Annotated in this window: 14 protein-coding genes, 2 tRNA genes, 1 pseudogene and 1 riboswitch; of the genes and pseudogenes, 14 read left to right on the top strand and 3 right to left on the bottom strand. The window is 29.5% G+C overall.

Going from position 1 to position 18,012, the window contains the following annotated elements; genetic code table 11:
* Window positions 1-22: 22 nt before the first annotated feature.
* The 4 genes from KPL38_RS07130 to argH all read left to right on the top strand — a co-directional run bounded on the left by KPL38_RS07130 (window position 23) and on the right by argH (window position 4,040).
* Window positions 23-670 carry an amino acid ABC transporter permease gene (locus tag KPL38_RS07130; RefSeq protein WP_216288456.1) on the top strand — a complete coding sequence of 216 codons (648 nt, stop codon included), beginning with the start codon at window positions 23-25 and terminating at the stop codon, window positions 668-670.
* 15 nt (window positions 671-685) lie between these two features.
* Window positions 686-1,417, top strand: a complete 732-nt coding sequence (locus KPL38_RS07125) for an amino acid ABC transporter ATP-binding protein (protein ID WP_312884169.1) — start codon at window positions 686-688, stop codon at window positions 1,415-1,417.
* Window positions 1,418-1,482: 65 nt separating this feature from the next.
* A complete protein-coding gene (locus KPL38_RS07120; protein ID WP_216288455.1) occupies window positions 1,483-2,685 on the top strand; it encodes an argininosuccinate synthase in 1,203 nt (400 codons plus the stop codon).
* 41 nt (window positions 2,686-2,726) lie between these two features.
* On the top strand, window positions 2,727-4,040 hold the full coding sequence (argH, locus tag KPL38_RS07115; RefSeq protein ID WP_216288454.1) for an argininosuccinate lyase: 1,314 nt from the start codon (window positions 2,727-2,729) through the stop codon (window positions 4,038-4,040).
* A gap of 138 nt (window positions 4,041-4,178) precedes the next feature.
* Here argH and KPL38_RS07110 read toward each other — a convergent pair whose 3' ends face one another.
* A complete protein-coding gene (locus tag KPL38_RS07110) occupies window positions 4,179-5,189 on the bottom strand; it encodes a patatin-like phospholipase family protein (RefSeq protein WP_216288453.1) in 1,011 nt (336 codons plus the stop codon).
* A gap of 144 nt (window positions 5,190-5,333) precedes the next feature.
* A riboswitch (TPP riboswitch) is annotated at window positions 5,334-5,443 on the top strand.
* A 148-nt stretch (window positions 5,444-5,591) separates the two neighbouring features.
* Between KPL38_RS07110 and KPL38_RS07105 the strand changes: the two genes are divergently transcribed.
* The 8 genes and pseudogenes from KPL38_RS07105 to KPL38_RS07070 all read left to right on the top strand — a co-directional run bounded on the left by KPL38_RS07105 (window position 5,592) and on the right by KPL38_RS07070 (window position 14,149).
* Window positions 5,592-5,882: a thiamine-binding protein gene (locus tag KPL38_RS07105; protein WP_216288452.1), complete on the top strand. Its 291-nt coding sequence runs from the start codon at window positions 5,592-5,594 to the stop codon at window positions 5,880-5,882.
* Window positions 5,854-6,636 carry an ABC transporter permease gene (locus KPL38_RS07100; protein ID WP_216288451.1) on the top strand — a complete coding sequence of 261 codons (783 nt, stop codon included), beginning with the start codon at window positions 5,854-5,856 and terminating at the stop codon, window positions 6,634-6,636. Before KPL38_RS07105 ends, KPL38_RS07100 begins: the two co-directional genes overlap by 29 nt.
* Window positions 6,637-6,669: 33 nt before the next feature.
* Window positions 6,670-7,677, top strand: a complete 1,008-nt coding sequence (locus KPL38_RS07095) for an ABC transporter substrate-binding protein (protein ID WP_216288450.1) — start codon at window positions 6,670-6,672, stop codon at window positions 7,675-7,677.
* Window positions 7,655-8,410 (top strand): annotated as a pseudogene (locus tag KPL38_RS07090) (ABC transporter ATP-binding protein). Before KPL38_RS07095 ends, KPL38_RS07090 begins: the two are co-directional and overlap by 23 nt.
* Before the next feature lie 120 nt (window positions 8,411-8,530).
* Window positions 8,531-10,288, top strand: a complete 1,758-nt coding sequence (locus KPL38_RS07085) for a helicase-related protein (RefSeq protein ID WP_216288449.1) — start codon at window positions 8,531-8,533, stop codon at window positions 10,286-10,288.
* Between the two features lie 144 nt (window positions 10,289-10,432).
* A tRNA-Glu gene (locus KPL38_RS07080) sits at window positions 10,433-10,507 on the top strand.
* 11 nt (window positions 10,508-10,518) lie between these two features.
* Window positions 10,519-10,593: transfer RNA gene (locus KPL38_RS07075), tRNA-Gln, on the top strand.
* A 289-nt stretch (window positions 10,594-10,882) separates the two neighbouring features.
* The gene (locus tag KPL38_RS07070; RefSeq protein WP_376769024.1) at window positions 10,883-14,149 is read left to right on the top strand and encodes an SNF2 helicase associated domain-containing protein; all 3,267 of its coding nucleotides are present in this window, start codon (window positions 10,883-10,885) and stop codon (window positions 14,147-14,149) included.
* Between the two features lie 49 nt (window positions 14,150-14,198).
* On the opposite strand, the gene KPL38_RS07065 is transcribed toward KPL38_RS07070, so the two are convergent.
* Entirely contained in the window at window positions 14,199-15,035 is an 837-nt protein-coding gene (locus KPL38_RS07065; protein WP_216288448.1) for an MBL fold metallo-hydrolase, read from the bottom strand.
* Between the two features lie 300 nt (window positions 15,036-15,335).
* The gene (locus KPL38_RS07060) at window positions 15,336-15,746 is read right to left on the bottom strand and encodes a hypothetical protein (protein WP_216288447.1); all 411 of its coding nucleotides are present in this window, start codon (window positions 15,744-15,746) and stop codon (window positions 15,336-15,338) included.
* A 236-nt stretch (window positions 15,747-15,982) separates the two neighbouring features.
* On the opposite strand from KPL38_RS07060, the gene KPL38_RS07055 reads away from it, so the two are divergent.
* Together KPL38_RS07055 and KPL38_RS07050 are read left to right on the top strand one after the other, a co-directional pair.
* Complete coding sequence (locus tag KPL38_RS07055) at window positions 15,983-16,741, top strand: exodeoxyribonuclease III (RefSeq protein ID WP_216288446.1); 759 nt, start codon at window positions 15,983-15,985, stop codon at window positions 16,739-16,741.
* 255 nt (window positions 16,742-16,996) lie between these two features.
* Window positions 16,997-18,010: a WG repeat-containing protein gene (locus KPL38_RS07050; RefSeq protein WP_216288445.1), complete on the top strand. Its 1,014-nt coding sequence runs from the start codon at window positions 16,997-16,999 to the stop codon at window positions 18,008-18,010.
* The last annotated feature ends 2 nt before the right edge of the window (window positions 18,011-18,012 follow it).

The raw sequence follows: 18,012 nt of genomic DNA, 5'->3' as shown, positions 1-18,012 counted from the left end.
AAGGAATTTTAGGAGGATTAAGATGGATATAAGCATTTTAAAGGAAATGTTCCCTGTGTTATTACAAGGAAGTTTGCTTACAATAGAACTAACAATAATATCAGTAGTACTTGGAACTTTAATAGGGATAGTTACAGCATTACTGAAACTATCTAAAAATAAATTAATGGTTGGTATAGCAGGATTTTATACCTGGATATTTAGAGGAACACCAATGCTTCTTCAACTAATTGCTTTTTATTATGTGTTGCCATTTGTAGGTATTATGCTTTCACCATTTCAAACGGCAATAATAGGACTTAGTTTAAATTCAGGTGCGTATATGGCAGAAATTATAAGAGGCGGAATACTTTCAGTAGACAAAGGCCAGTTTGAAGCATGTAAGTCACTGGGATTCACGTATTTTGATACTATGAAAAGAGTGGTATTGCCTCAAACATTTAAAATAATTATTCCGTCGGTTGGTAATGAGTTTATAACAATGCTTAAAGATACGTCTTTGGTGTCAACTATTACCATGTCGGAAGTTATGAGAAAAGCACAGATTTTATCTGCATCAACATTTAGACCAATGGAAGCTTTTTTTATAGCAGGATGTTTATATCTTTTTATGACAACAATTTTCACTACAGTTTTTGCGCATTATGAAAAAAAACTGTCAGTATATTAGTAGAGGTGAGACGCAGTGAATATGATAGAAACTAAAAAATTGACTAAAAAATTTGGTTCATTAACTGTATTTGAAAATTTAAATGTAACAGTTAAAAAGGGTGAAGTGTTAGTTATACTAGGGCCGTCTGGCTCGGGTAAAAGTACATTTTTAAGGTGTTTAAATCATCTTGAACAGCCAAATTGTGGAGAGGTTTTCATTGAGGGAGAAAAGCTAGATTCAAAAAACAAAAAACATATGAGAAATACCATAGAAAAAGTAGGAATGGTATTTCAAAACTTCAATTTATTTCACCATATGACTGTATTACAAAATGTAATTGAGGCACCAATTACTGTTAAACATGAACCTCGCGAAGAAGTATTAAAAAGAGCAAAAGAAATTATTGCGAAAGTTGGGCTTAAAGAAAAGATGGATGATTACCCGTCAAAATTATCAGGAGGACAAATGCAAAGAGTAGCTATAGCAAGGTCACTTGCTATGAGACCAGACATAATGCTTTTTGATGAGCCTACATCATCTTTAGATCCAGAACTTGTTGGAGAGGTTCTAGGGGTAATGAAAAACCTTGCAAAAGATGGTATGACGATGGTTGTTGTAACTCATGAAATGGGGTTTGCAAAAGAAGTGGCAGATAGGGTAATATTCATGGACGGAGGGAAAATAGTAGAAGAAGGAACACCAGATGAATTCTTCACAAATCCTAAAGAACAAAGAACTAAAGCATTTTTAAATAAGATATTATAGGAAGGACCTATTTAATAAATAATGTATCAAACTGTATAATTTAAAATTGAAAGGGGTTAATAAAAATGAAAGAAAAAGTTGTTTTAGCGTATTCAGGAGGATTAGATACTTCTATAATAATAGCTTGGCTTAAAGAAAACTATGATATGGATGTTATTGCAGCATGTATTAATGTTGGACAAGATGATGATATGAAAGCAATTAAAGAAAAGGCTCTAAAATCAGGAGCAGCAAAAATATATATTGAGGATTTAACTGCTGAGTTTATTAAAGATTACGTATTTAAAGGAGTTAAAGCAAATGCTACTTATGAGGGAAAATATTTATTAGGTACAGCCTTTGCAAGACCCTTAATAGGGAAAAAACTTGTGGAAATCGCTCATAAAGAAGGGGCAAAATATATATGTCACGGATGTACTGGTAAAGGAAATGACCAAGTTAGATTTGAAGTTGCAATAGCTGCAATTGATCCTTCTATAAAGATAATTGCTCCTTGGAGAATCTGGGACATTAAATCAAGAGAAGATGCTATAGATTATGCTAATGCTAGAGGTATAGAAACATCAGTTACAAAGGAAAAAATATATTCAGTTGATCAAAATTTATGGCATGCAAGTCATGAAGGTGGAGATATTGAAGATTTTAAAAATGAGCATAAACGTGATATGTATCTTATGGTTACACCTCCAGAGCAAGCTAAAGATGAACCTGTCTATGTGGAAATATATTTCGAAAAAGGAATTGCAAAAAAAGTAAACGGAATTGAACTTGAACCAATGGATATTGTTAAAGTATTAAATAAAATTGGTGGAGAAAATGGAATAGGAATTGTAGATTTAGTAGAAAATAGACTTGTAGGAATGAAGTCAAGAGGAATATATGAAACTCCAGGTGGTACTGTTCTTTATGCAGCACATAAAGAACTAGAGGAAATAACTATAGACAAGGCTACACTTCACTTTAAATATATAGTAGCGCAAGAATATGGAGAATTAGTTTATGATGGACTTTGGTTTACTACTATGAGAGAAGCTCTTGATGCATTTGTAGACAAAACTCAAGAAACTGTAACAGGAAGCGTCAAATTAAAGCTTTATAAAGGAAATATTATGGTAGCAAGTAAAGAATCACCTAATGCATTATATGATGCAAGTATATCTTCATTTGGTTCAAGTGTATTATATGATCATAAAGATGCAGAAGGATTTATTAATTTATTTTCATTACCAAGCAAAATAAAAGCATATAAACATTTAAACAATTATTAAGAATAATTACAAAATATACAGAAGGTAAAGCAGGTGATAGTATGAAACTTTGGGGTGGAAGATTCCTTGAGAAAGAAAGTAAGCTTATGGAGGATTTTAATAGTTCTCTAAGTTTTGATAAAAGATTATATTATGAAGATATTATGGGCAGTATAGCTCATGTTAAAATGCTCGCTAAATGTAATATCCTAACTGATGCTGAAAGTATGACTATAGCTAAAGGATTGACTTCTATTATGTCAGATATTAAAGATGGAAAACTGAAAATCGAAGGTGATTTCGAGGATATTCACAGTTTTACGGAAATAAATCTTACAAAACTTGTAGGTGACGTGGGTAAAAAACTTCATACAGCAAGAAGTCGAAATGATCAGGTTGCAGTTGATATGAGATTATATTCTAAGCATAAGGCATTTGAGGTTATTGATAACTTAGACATTATTTTAAGCACTATTAAAAAATTGGGAAATGACAATGCTGTTATAATGCCAGGGTATACACATATGCAAAGAGCCCAGGTCGTAACTTTTAGACAACATATTATGGCATATTACAATATGCTTAGTCGAGATAAAAAAAGACTCACTAGTGCCACTGAAATTATGGACGAAAATCCTCTTGGATGTTGTGCTCTTGCTGGAACAACCTACGATACAGATAGGGCTTTTACAACAAAAGAATTAGGGTTTAAAAAACCAGTGGAGAATTTTATGGATGGAGTAAGTGATCGAGATTATTTATTAGAACTTCTATCAAGCTTTTCTATTATAATGATGCATTTTAGTAGGTTAAGTGAGGAATTAGTTTTATGGAGTACTAAAGAGTTTAATTTTATTGAAATTAGCGATGAGTTCTCGACAGGTAGCAGTATAATGCCACAGAAAAGAAACCCAGATGCAGCAGAATTAATAAGAGGTAAAACTGGAAGAGTGTATGGAGACTTAATGAGCCTGCTTACAACTATGAAAGGAATTCCACTTGCCTATAATAAAGATATGCAAGAAGATAAAGAACCTTTTTTTGATTCAGTTGATACAGTACTTAAATGTATAAAGGTTATGAATCAAATGCTCGCAACTTTAAAAATAAAAAAAGATAATATGCACAAAGCAGTTAAAAAAGGTTTTTTAAATGCAACTGAAGCGGCAGATTATCTTGTTAAAAAGGGAATGGCATTTAGAGATGCTCACGCAGTTATAGGCAATATTGTAATAAATTGTGAGAAAAAACAAAAAGCTATAGAAGAATTAAATTTAGATGAACTTAAAAGTTTTAGTAATTTATTTGATCAAGATGTATATGAATTTATAGATTATGAAAACACTTTAAGTAGAGGTATAAAAAAAGAAATGTAAAGACTGACTTATAGGTGGTAAAATATCCACTTAGATGAAACACGTAACAGGTAAAGATTTGCCTGCTATGTGTTTTTTAAATTATATGATATAAATTAATATAGAGTACTGCATAATACATTTATTTTTTATAATTGGTTATTTAAAAGAGTTGCTTCTTAGCATTTGATATCTTTTATAATCAGTGTCCCAATTCTTAAGAAAGTCTTTAGCACAAGATTCACCAGAGTTATATAAATCTATAATTTCTTTGCTTCCAATATTAAAATCTGTAGTTTTGACATCGAGAGTATTAATTTTAACAGTACGCAGAAAATCCATTTCTTTTATATGGATATCATCCTGTGCTTCTAGCATAGTTTCTATAATTGAAGAAGTGAAATTTAATATATTTGTGATTTTATGTTCTCGTATTTCTTTGTTTCCTCCAAGTTTAAAACCTATTGTTGGCCAGCGAGGAACACCATTTACATCAAATAACCAAACTGGATAATTACTTAAGACACCACCATCAACAACGAATGATTTTTTATTGGTATTTATATTATTTAATATAACTGGTTGAAAAAAATATGGAATGGATACACTCATTCTGATGGCTAAACTTACCTGGAGATCATCAGGATTTATACCGTATTCTGCAATGTCTTCTGGCAGAATTATCATTTTCCCGTTACTAATATCTGTTGCTATAATATGCAATTTATATTTTCTCTTATATTTTTTATTACTTAAAAGAAAACCATTTTCTTCTGGAATAATTAAATCTCCAAAAGTAACTTTATTTTTATTAGTAAGTTTTAATTTATATGACAGAATCTCATCAACCCAATTTTCTATATAATTGCCTTTATAAATTCCTTTTTTAAAAAGCAAATTGAGAGTATTAGACAATATAGGTATATTAAAATGACTTTTGTCAGTAATTTTAGTGTAGTCAAGTTCTAGCATTAATTTTTTTATTTCTTCAGCGCAGTAGCCTACTGCAACTAGTGCAGCTACAATAGAGCCAGCAGAGTTTCCACAAATATTTTTCCAGCAATAGTCATTATTTTCAAATGCTTTTAAGGCACCTACAAGACCAATACCTTTTACTCCACCCCCTTCAAACACAATGTCTGCAAATTTTATATTATTAGAAATATTCATACATACCACCCCTTACGAGTAATATATGAATAAACATCTTGTGATGACAATATTATAAAAAATATATGAATTTTAAGATGTCTTAGAAAAGTTGACATTAGAAGTAAATTTAGTTAACATATACATATGTTAACTAAATTTAATATTAAAAACTAGGGGAGTCAATAATTTTGTCTGAGAAGAAACATATAAGTTTCGACCCTTATAACCTGAATTGGATAATGCCAACGTAGGGAAACAATAATTTGCAATTAGTTTTATCTAGTAATACATAAATTGTGCAAGTTATATGTTTATAAAACCCTTCGCTTTATTATGAGCAGAGGGTTTATTTTATTGTTTTTATTAATAAGTTTTGAGATATTAAATAAAGTTTCATAAAAAATTTTAGGGGGAATTAGTGTGTCAGTAGTAAATGTAAGTCTTCAGGTTATACCAGTTGTAACAGAGGAAAGAATCTATCCAGTAGTTGATAAGGTTATAGAATATATCCAAGCAAGCGGTGTAAAATATGAGGTAGGTCCAATGGAAACTACAATGGAGGGTGAATTAGATAAATTGTTAAAAATTGTAGCAAAAGCTCAAGAAATTTGTGTAGAGCAAGGAGCAGCGAGGGTTATATCTATGGTGAAAATCGATTATAAAGCTGAAGGCGTGACAATGAATGAAAAAGTATATAAATACAGAAAATAAGTTTATACCAATACTTTTTCAATTGATTATTCTTTTTATATGGCAGATAGCTATAGACAAGTGGAAGGTTCCTCAGTATATACTGCCTTCGCCAAAGGACATTATTATTACTTTAGTTGATATACTACCCAATATTACAAATCATATTTACGCAACTATATATGAAGCATTATTTGGGTTTATAATATCAATTTTGTTTTCATTATTGTTAGCTATATTAATGGATAATGTAAAGATTATTAAAAAGTGTATATACCCAATTTTAGTAGTTTCTCAAACCGTTCCGATTATTGCCTTAGCACCACTTTTTATAATATGGTTTGGTTTTGGTATATTGCCTAAAGTTATTGTGGTAGTGCTAGTATGTTTTTTCCCTATAGTAATTAGTTTGGTTGATGGATTAGAATCAGCTGACTTAGATATGGTAAATCTTTTAAAGACTATGGGGGCAAGTAGACTTCAAATTTTCACCATGGTAAAGTTACCATCATCTACTGTAAATTTATTTTCAGGTCTTAGAATAGCAGCAACCTATAGCATTATGGGAGCGGTTATTGGAGAATGGCTTGGAGGAGATAAAGGGCTTGGAGTATATATGATTAGAGCTAAAAATTCATATGAACTTGATAAAGTTTTTGCGGTAATTGTGATTATAGTGATTTTAAGCATGACACTATTTGGTCTTTTGTATTTGCTACAATATATTTTCACTCCTTGGACCCGAAATTCAATAAATAACAATAAGCAAAATTAAATAGCATTTATTATTTTAGTTGGAGGTAAGGTTATGTTAAAAAAAGTAATTTCAATATTATTAGCGACTTCTATGACTATGACATTGTTTGTAGGTTGCAGCGTGAAAAAAGAAAATGCAAAAAAAGAAGTACCCTTGAAAAAGATTACTGTTATTTTAGATTGGATACCAAACACGAATCATACTGGATTGTATGTAGCAAAAGATAAGGGCTTTTTTAAAGAAGAAGGATTAGATGTGAATATTATTCAGCCAGCACAGGGAAGTACTGCAAGCTTAATTGCTGCTGGAAAAGGAGATTTTGGTGTAAGTTATCAAGAAGATGTAACATATGCAAGAACTGCTAAAGAGCCACTCCCAATCAAGGCTATAGCAACAATTATGCAACATAACACTTCTGGGTTTGCATCTCCTAAGGAAAAAAATATCAAGTCACCTAAAGATTTTTCAGGAAAAACATATGGTGGATGGGGTTCACCTTCTGAAGGTGCTATATTAAAAGCACTTATGCAAAAAGATAATGCTGATTTTTCAAAATTAAAAATAGTCGATGCAGGAACAGATGATTTTTTTGCTGTAACTAAAAAAAATATTGATTTCGAATGGATATTTTACGGATGGACAGGAATAGAAGCTAAACTTAAAAAAATCCCCATAAACTATATTGACATTAGAAAGTTAAATTCAGATTTAGATTATTATACTCCAGTAATAATAGCTAATGAAAATAAGTTAAAACAAGATCCTCAAACGGCAAGAAAATTTTTGAAGGCTGTCACAAAGGGATATGAATATTCTATAGCAAAACCCGAAGAAAGTGCTAATATCTTAGTGAAAAATGCACCTGAGACAGATAAAACTCTTGCGCTTGAAAGTCAAAAATATATGAATACACAATATAAAGCTGAAGCTAAAAGATGGGGAGTAATGAAAGAATCTGTCTGGAACAATTACACTAAATTTCTTTTAGATAGAAAGCTTATAGATAAAGATATGAAAGCAAGTGAGGCATTTACTAATGAGTACTTACCAAACAAATAACGAAAAAATAAGATTAGTAAATATTAAGAAAAACTTTGGAAATATGAATATAATAAAGAATGTTTCTTTTTATGCAAATAACAATGAATTTATAAGTTTGCTTGGGCCTAGTGGAAGTGGTAAAAGTACAATTTTTAATATTATATCAGGTCTTTTAGATTAAGATGCTGGTGAAATTATAATTGATGGAAAGGAATGCAGAAGTCGTCTTAAAAAGGTAAGCTATATGCATCAGAAGGATTTGCTACTTCCTTGGAAGAATATTATTGACAATGTAGCATTACCTCTTATTATAAAGGGTATTTCTAAAAAAAATGCAAGAATTCAGGTTCTTAACTATTTTAAAGTTTTTGGAATTCTAGGCTTTGAATATAAATATCCATTTCAGTTATCAGGAGGTATGAGGCAGAGGGCTGCTTTACTTAGAACATATATGGCATCCTCTGATATTATGTTGTTAGATGAGCCTTTTGGTGCACTTGATGCAATTACTAGGGCGAAGATGCATTCTTGGCTTTTAAAAGTAATTAAAGAGCTTAACGCCACTATAATATTTATAACTCATGATATTGAAGAAGCTATATTTTTGTCTGACAGAATATATGTATTATCAGATAAGCCAGCAACAATAAAAAAAGAAATTATAGTTGAACTTCCCAAAGATAGAACTAAGGATATAATTACATCAATTAAGTTTAATGAAATAAAAAGAGAAATTTTACAAACATTATAAACATAACATCTAACTTAGAATAATTAAGTTGGATGTTTTTTTTATAGTATTATAAAAAAGGTATTATAAATACAAAGTTGTGGAAAAATATAATAAGAATTAAATACTGGAGGAGACTAGATGAAAAAAAATGTATCCCAAAGAGAATTTAAAAAAATAAAGAGTCAAATTAGTCAAATTGAAGACATAGTTCATCATTCAAAGCTAGGAGCTCTTATTGAACATGAAACAGCCATAAGAAAAAAATTAAAAAAGATTAAAGAAATGGAAAACGAAGGTTTCAAGGATTTTGAAAAGGTATATGAGAAATACGAGGAATTATTAGAGGATATATCAAAAAGAATGCTAGAGGATTATAACGATAGGAATGGTACTGATTTTGAGTTTTATAAGGTTTTAAGAGGAAACTATAACACTTTTTTAAATTATGGGTTCATGATATTACTCACAAAGCAACATATACCTAAATTAGTTATTAAGGAGTTTGAAGAAAATTTTCCTGACAACCCCAAGGATGAGTATACAGAAGCTAGAAATATGGATAGGAGGGTATATATTCATTTAGGTGATACGAATACCGGTAAAACTTATAATGCTGTAGAACGTCTAAAAACCGCACAAAAAGGTATATATTTATCACCACTAAGAATTCTTGCTTTAGAGAATTTTGAAAAATTAAATAATGAGGGAATAATTTGTGACCTATTAACTGGAGAAGAACAAATATTAAAGATAGGTTCAACCCATGTTTCGTGTACAATAGAAATGGCTAATTTAAAGGAATATTATGATATAGCTGTAATTGATGAAATTCAAATGATTAAAGACCAACATAGGGGAATGGCATGGAGTAAAGCTTTATTAGGATTAAGATGCAGTGAAATTAATATATGTGGAGCTGCTAATGCAAAAAACATACTAGAAATAATTATAAATGATTGTGGGGATAAGTATGAGATAAAAGAATATACAAGAGATATTCCCTTAAAAGCTGAAAATATAGATTTTAATTATAAGGATATTCGAGTGGGCGATGCAATTGTAGTGTTTTCTAAAAAGAGAGTATTGGAAATAGCAGAAAGGTATTCTAGTATAGGTATTAAAACTAGCATAATATACGGTGATCTACCACCAGAAGTTAGAAAAATGCAATACGAACAATTTACCAATAAGGTGGCGAAAGTTTTAGTAACTACTGATGCAATCGGCATGGGAGTTAATTTACCTATTAGAAGAATTGTTTTTATGAGTATAAAAAAGTTTGACGGTGAAGAAGTGCGTGAACTAACATCACAAGAAGTAAAACAGGTTGGTGGACGTGCAGGCAGGCGAGGTATCTATGATGTAGGGTATGTAGCTAGCGCTGGAAATACTCAAAATTTCATTAAATCTAGATTAGAAGTTCAAGATGAAGAAATAAAGAAAGCAGTTATTGGACCATCAGATGCGATAGTGAAAATTAAAGGGTTACCGTTAATTGAAAAACTAGTTTTATGGAGTACTAGAGAAGAGAAATTAGATTATTATACTAAGATGGATATTAGTGATTATATATTAATTTTAGACAGAATAAAGAATTATAAACTAAAGCAAGAAGTTCAATGGGATTTATTAAAAGTTCCATTTGATATATCAAGAGAAGAATTAATGAATACATTTTTGCTTTATGTAGAAGAGCTATTTATTTATAAACAAGATAGGTTATTTAAACCAGAATGTTTAAAAAGCAATTTAGACGATTTGGAAACATATTATCAAAAAATAAATATCTATTATTCATTCTCTAAAAGATTCAAATTAGAATTTGATGTAGATTGGGTTTATGATGAAAGAGTAAAGGTCAGCAAAAATATAAATGAAATACTAGTGAGAATATAAAAATGGGTGTTTGATATGATTTAAACATACCTAATTCATTGTTATAATTCCAAGTTATAATAATTAATACACTATTTTCTAAAAAAATTTGACTTATACTATATTAAGAGTTATACTATATTTCGTAGTGTTAATACTAAGTACGACTCCTTGGTCAAGAGGTTAAGACGCCACCCTCTCACGGTGGATTCAGGGGTTCGATTCCCCTAGGAGTCACCATTAAATTGTATTGGGGTGTAGCCAAGCGGTAAGGCACTAGACTCTGACTCTGGCATTCGCAGGTTCGAATCCTGCCATCCTAGCCAATATTTTTCATTACATATAAAATGATAATAAGTATAATAACGTATATAGGTAATCCCAGCATAAAATTTATTTTGCTGGGATTACCTTTTTATATTAAATAATAAAATGTGTTACATTTTATAGGGTGAATACTTTCTTTAAATTTGTATTAATAATTATATTGTTTATGTTGAGTGTTTATTTGCAAACAAACCGCAATTTTTATGTATTACATAATATAAATAGTAATATTAAGCACACTAATGTAGAAAAATAAAACTTAAAAAATTTTAGGTGGGTGAAATTTTGATTGATATTGATGAAAAGATTATAGAAAAAGATAGTGAATCAGGAACCTATAAGAGAGGACATGAAGAATATCAAAGTAATAAGGTTAAACATATGGATATAGATATTCAAGAAGCAGGAGACCTTATAGAAACAAAGATAAGTTCAAAAGTAGAGTCTTCAAAGTTTACTCAGTATAAAGTAGATGCGAGTTTTAACAATGTTGATAATTTTATAACATATCATTGTGATTGTAATGCCTATTACAGTTATTATGGACAAACAAACATGTGCGAACATGTAGTTGCTACATTGTTAAAATATGTTCATGAAAAGGAACAGATACTTAAAACCAAAAAAATGGATAAAACAAATAACCTAATTAAACAAATATCTAAAAATATAAGTGATGAACCGAGGACAAAATTATATTTAAATATAGAAATAAAATATGAATGTGAGTCTAATGTTTATAATAGCAAACCTTTTGTGGGTCTTAAAGTTGGTGAGGATAAGTTATATGTGGTTAAAAACATAAAAGAATTCTTTGTTTGCTATAATAAAAGTTATCAAACTATGGAATTTGGTAAGAAGTTCACATACAATCCTTATTTGCATTGTTTTCAAAAAGAAGATTTAAATATTATAGAGCTTTTTAATGAAGTAAGTGAATTACAAGCAGTGGCAAGTTCTGTCGATAAATATAGGGGTAATACTATAAAGTTTTTGTCTGGTAAAAAAGCTTTCTTTACAGATAGCATGATAAAAAGGTTATTTAAATGTTTATACACTAGGGACTTAACAGTGGTAATGGATGGTGAAACGTTTAATAATGTACATATATTAAGGGAGTCTATACCTTTAGAATTTAAAATTATTAGAGAAAATGATAAATTTATACTTAAGCAAAATAAACTTTTGCCTACTGCGTTAACTAGTGATGGTGAATTCTTTTTCTATGAAGGTAAAATATATGAGCCACCAATTAAACAAAGAGACGGGTATTTGCCATTTTATAATAGATTTAAAGAAGAAAATCATAACAGCATAGAATTTTATGAAGAAGAAAAAAATGATGTAGCTTCATTTGTGATTCCAACTTTAAATAAGATAAGTGGTAAGGTTGATATAGACATGTCAATTGAAAAAGAATTCTATATAAAAGAGCTCAAAGCACTTATTTATTTTGAAAAAAAATCCAAAAATGTAGAAGTAAGTATAACATTTAAGTATGGGGATATTGAGATAAATCCTTTTAACGTTAGTGAAAACAAAATAGAAGAAAATAGAACACTTATAAGAGACATGGAAAAGGAAATGAGCATTATAAATCAATTTTATGATTTTGGTTTTACTCGCGTAGGCAAGAAATTTGAGATGAAAGACGAGGATAAACTTCTAAAATTTTTAGTATCAGGATTAGTAAAACTACAAAATGTTGCAGAGGTATACTATTCTGAAGAATTTAAAAAAATCAAGGTGCATGGAAACACTGGATATAAATCAAATATAACTCTTAATAAAAACAATTTTCTAGAGTTTAGCTTTAGTATTGATGGGGTAAATAATACTGAACTTAAAGATATATTTGCGTCACTAAGGGAAAAGAGAAAGTATCATAGGCTTAAAAATGGAAGCTTTGTATTATTAGATTCAGATAATATATTAAAGGTTGCTCAAATGATAGGGTATCTAAATATAAAAGACAGTGATATTTCTAAAAACAAAATTCTACTTTCAAAATATAATGCTATATACATAGAAGAAAAACTAAAAAGAGAACAGATGGATTTCGTTGAAACAAATAAAAAATTTAATGATTTGGTCAATACTGTAAGGAATATAAAGGAACTAAAAACTATAATACCTAAAACTTTAGATAACATAATGAGAGATTATCAAAAGATAGGATTTAAGTGGTTAAAAACACTTGCGAGTTGTGGATTTGGAGGAATTCTAGCAGATGAAATGGGGCTTGGAAAAACACTTCAGGCAATAGCGTTTATACAATCTGAAGTAGAAGAAAATGAGGGTAAAATGCCAACACTTGTAGTATGTCCTACGTCAGTTGTATATAATTGGAAAGATGAAATAGAGAAATTTGCACCTTCACTAAATTGCATTGTTATATCTGGGAGCAAAAGACAAAGAAATGAACAAAAACAAAATATTGATGACTGTGATGTAGTTATTACAACATATGCACTTATTAGACGGGACCTTGAGGATTATGAAAACATAAAATTTAGATACTGCTTTTTAGATGAGGCACAGTTTATTAAAAATTTTAATTCATTAAGTGCACACTCTGTAAAAAAAATACATGCCCAATGTAAATTTGCACTTACAGGAACCCCTATTGAAAATTCGCTTACAGAGCTTTGGTCAATCTTTGACTTCATAATGCCAGGTTATATGTTAAATCATAGTGCTTTTTTAAAAAAATATGAAGTCCCTATAGTGAAAAATAAAAGCAAGGAGGCACTTGAGGAACTAAATAATCATGTTAAACCATTTATACTTAGGCGGACTAAACTTCAGGTTGCAAAAGATTTACCTCCTAAAATTGAACATAGGATCTCAGTAGAAATGACTGAGCAGCAGAAGAAGGTATATCTAGCTTATTTAAGTGATGCAAAAGGTGAACTTAAAGATGATATTAAGGAAAAGGGATTTAATAAAAGTAAGTTTAAAGTATTATCAATATTAACAAGGTTAAGACAGATATGTTGTGACCCTTCAACTTTCATAGAAAATTATAATGGAGGTAGTGGCAAAATGGATGCTTTAGATGAAATCTTGGAGAATAGTTTAGAGCAAGGCCACAGAATATTAATATTTTCTCAGTTCACAAGGGTTTTAAAAAATATTTCAGTTAGATTAGAAAACAAGGTGATAAAGTATATGTATCTTGATGGTTCAACAAAGGCAGAAAAGAGGGTAGAAATGGTTAAAACTTTTAATGCAGGTGATTCGCAGGTATTTTTAATTTCTCTTAAAGCGGGTGGAACTGGCATAAATCTTACTGGTGCAGATATGGTAATACATTTTGATCCTTGGTGGAATCCAGCCGTAGAAGACCAAGCAACAGATAGAGCTCATAGAATTGGTCAGAAGAAAACGGTAGAAGTAATAAAATTGATTGCAAGAGGGACTATAGAAGAAAAGATATTTAAATTGCAAGAAAAGAAAAAACAAATTTCAAAAAGCGTAATCAACAATAAAACGGGAGCAGAATTACTGCTTTCTCAGATGAGCCAAAATGACATTGAAGATTTATTTATCTAAAAAAACAGACACTAGAATCTTTAAGAGATTCTGTGTCTATTTTTTAATTTCATTTGGAATTTTCTAATTTTACAGTTTGTCCAATATCAATAATCTTAATACTACCATCGTTTATTTTTTTTAAAGTTTGATTAGTAACCTCATCATCATCTTGAGCTAAAATATACGTTTTATAATGAATTGGAATCATAATTTTAGCGTTCATCATTTTAAACATTTTAAAGCTTTGCTCAGGTGAGCAATGCAAATTTTGAAATTCATCTGGTTTATAGCAACCTACGGGCATAATAGCAACATCAGCTATTAAATCTCTATATTCATCAGTATAGGCGGTATCCCCAGCAAAAAAAACTTTTCTTGAACATCTTTCAATTACATAGGAGTTACTCTCAGCACTAGCTTCCCAAGGATAACGTTTTCCATCATGGTTAGCTTCTAAAGCTTTTATTTTTATGTAATTATCATTATATATTTGATTATGTGTTAATATAATTATATTTTTAAACCCTAAGATTTTTAAAGAAAATATTAGATTTTCAGGTGCGATAACTATAGCATCTTTATTAATTTTTCTAAGAGTCGAGTAATTCATATGATCCATATGGCCATGGGATAGAAGTATATAATCAATATTAATTTTGGAAAGGTTTAAAGATGGTTTGACTAACCTTTTTATTTGACCAAGATTTTTACTTGTTACAGGGTCGGTTACTATAATTTTATCATTCAAATTGATAACTACAGTAGCGTGTCCTACCCAGTGAATAGAGTTTGTTACTACTGGTTCATGTAATGGATCATGTATGTGTTTAAAGTACAACTTAAAGTTTCTACGATGTAATTGGTACATATAACCAAAAACTTTTGCAATTCTATTAAATTTCATTTATTACCTCTTAATTTTAACATATTTGTTATGAAATATTGTGTATGCTAATTATACCACAACACGGTATATGCTTTATATATGGTTAATAGATATTTCTTTTGAAACGGTAAGAAGGAGACTACTAGCAGTAAAATCTTGATGACAAAGGTAATTTTTTAAGTTCTCAAATTTATAGTTATATACAAATGCCTGAGGAGCATTAATAGGTAGAGAGGAAAAGAAAAGTTTTGCAAAATTAATTGTGAAATGTATATTGTAGTATTTTATAATGCATCCTCAGGATTTATTTAAAATTTACTAAAACTCAAATGGTTCGTAGTCAAAGTCTACATTGGTGGTTATTTCCATACCATCGGAGTTTATATTAGTATTTTCTTTAAAATTTTCTTTGAAATTTTCAGCTAGTTTAGATTTTTCTTCGAATTCTTCATATTGGCTAGAGCTATCATTGATTTTCTCTACTTGCTTAGGCTTATCCTCTAATATCTGAGCTTGTTTAGAATTTTGTCCCCAATTAACTTTAATTGTAAAATTACCATCATTTTTATTACCATTAAATTCGACTTCATAATTTAAGTCCTCATTATCTGGTATTAAAATGTGTTTTCCGTCTATTTTGAGCTTGTCTTTAAATAATTTTATGATTACATCCTTTAAATAAAAGTAAAATTTTTCTTTGTTTCCAGTGTGTTTTTCTTTATAATTCATTTACAACGCCTCCTTACATTATAATAGTATTCCGATTTAAACATAAGGGTGATAATAACAATATATTTTTAAAAAATGATTTCCTGCAAATAATGAATAATTATTCATTATTGAAGTTTTATATTATTGAAAATATGATATATTAATATTAAGATATTTACATACTGAATTTTTATTAGTAAATAGCAAAGAATAAATATAGTATTATAAAATAGCAATATAAGGAAGGTGTTTTTGTGAAAATTTATTCATGGAACGTTAATGGCATAAGAGCTATAAAAAACAAGGGGTTTATTGAATGGATAATTGTTGATCAACCTGAAATTTTATGTATACAAGAAACAAAAATACAAGAAAATCAAATAAGTGAAGAGCTTAAAAACATAAAAGGTTATTACTCGTATTTTTCTTGTGCGCAAAAGAAGGGTTATAGTGGTGTAGCTACATATACAAAGCAAAAACCAATATCTGTGACTTATGGAATTGGAATTGAAAAATTTGATAGCGAAGGTAGGATATTAATAACAGAATTCGAAAATTGTACTGTTTTTAATATATATTTCCCTAATGGTCAGAAAGATGATAATCGATTAAATTATAAAATGGAATTTTATGATGCATTACTCAACTATTGTGAGACATTGAGAAAAAAAGGAAAAAAGTTAATCATTTGTGGAGATTACAATACAGCACATAATGAAATTGATATTAAAAATCCAAAAGCTAACGAAAAATATTCAGGCTTTTTACCTATAGAAAGGGCTTGGATGGATAAATTCATATCTTATGGTTATGTTGATACATTTAGATATCTTCACGAGGAAGAAGTGAAATATTCTTGGTGGAGTTACAGATTTAAAGCTAGGGAAAAGAATGTTGGTTGGAGACTTGATTATTTTTTTGTAACTGAGAATTTAATAAGCGAATTAAAAGAAGCGTCTATTTTAAATGAGGTTGTAGGATCAGATCATTGTCCTGTAAGCATTATTTTATAGTAATATATATAAATTTCTATTAAAAGCAGCATTTTAAAATTACTTTTATTTAAATTATCTCAGCGTATAATAATATCATATGTAACAAGTGTATAATATTAGTTACTGAGGTTTTTAACGACACCTCCAAAGAAATTATTTACTTGTAAGTGGGGAAAATGTAACTAATTAAAATCAAATGTATTAATATCATTTTGAAGGCGTTAATGCTACAGTATCTCAGATGATGATCAAAATAGAAGGGAAGTTTTAACTATGAACAATGAGAAAAATTTGTATCCTGTTAAATATAAAAAGAGATATGGTTATATAGATAATAAAGGAAATGTAGTTATTGAATGCAAATTTAATGATGCACAGGAATTTGAAGGAGAATTAGCAATAGTTAGTATAGATGAAAAATGTGGATTTATTAATAAAGATGGAGAATTTATTATAGAGCCTAAATATGATGAAGTTAAGCAGTTTAATGAAGGTTTTGCTGTAATAAAGTTAGATGGTAAAAAAGGATATATTAATTTAAATGGGGACCTTATAGTTGAACCCAAATATGAAGAGGCTAATTCCTTTATTGAAGGAAGAGCATCAGTTAAGAAAGGTTACATGTGGGGGTATATTGATAGACAAGGTACAGAGGTAGTAAAGCCAAACTTTTTAGATGCTAACGATTTTAGTGAAGGATTAGCGGCAGTACAAATAGGTGGTAAAATAGCTTATATAGATAAAAATGGCAAGATTATAATAGATGCAATTTATGACTATGCATATGAATTTAATAGTGGAATGGCATCTGTATGTGCTAATGGTAAATATGGTTATATAGACAATAAGGGAAAAACGATTATACCACTTAAATATGCTGTATGTGGAGAGTTTAGTGAGGGATTAGCGCCAATTGAAATGAGAGAAAAATATGGATTTATAAATCTTAGTGGAGAAATAATTATAAAACCTAAATTTCAATGGGCAGATAATTTTTATAATGGTACAGCAGTAATTTGTGAAAATGAAAAATACGGTTGCATTGATAAAAATGGGAGTAATACAATATCAGCAAAATTTGAAGAAATAGATATTATGAGCGAGGGGTTAATAGCTGTTCAAATAGGAGAAAAGTGGGGTTACATAGATAGTACAGGTAAAATAATTATAGAGCCTAATTTTGAAGAGGCGTATGGATTTGTTGATGGAATTGCAAGAGTTGAGGTTGGCAAAAGAATAGGATATATTAATAAGTTAGGTGAATATGTTTGGAAATTGCAATCTTAGAT

It is taken from the genome of Clostridium psychrophilum (assembly GCF_018861705.1).
GTDB lineage: Bacteria > Bacillota > Clostridia > Clostridiales > Clostridiaceae > Clostridium_AD > Clostridium_AD psychrophilum.
The sequence above is the reverse complement of the archived record's forward strand: the minus strand, read 5'-3'. Positions and strand labels throughout refer to the sequence as shown.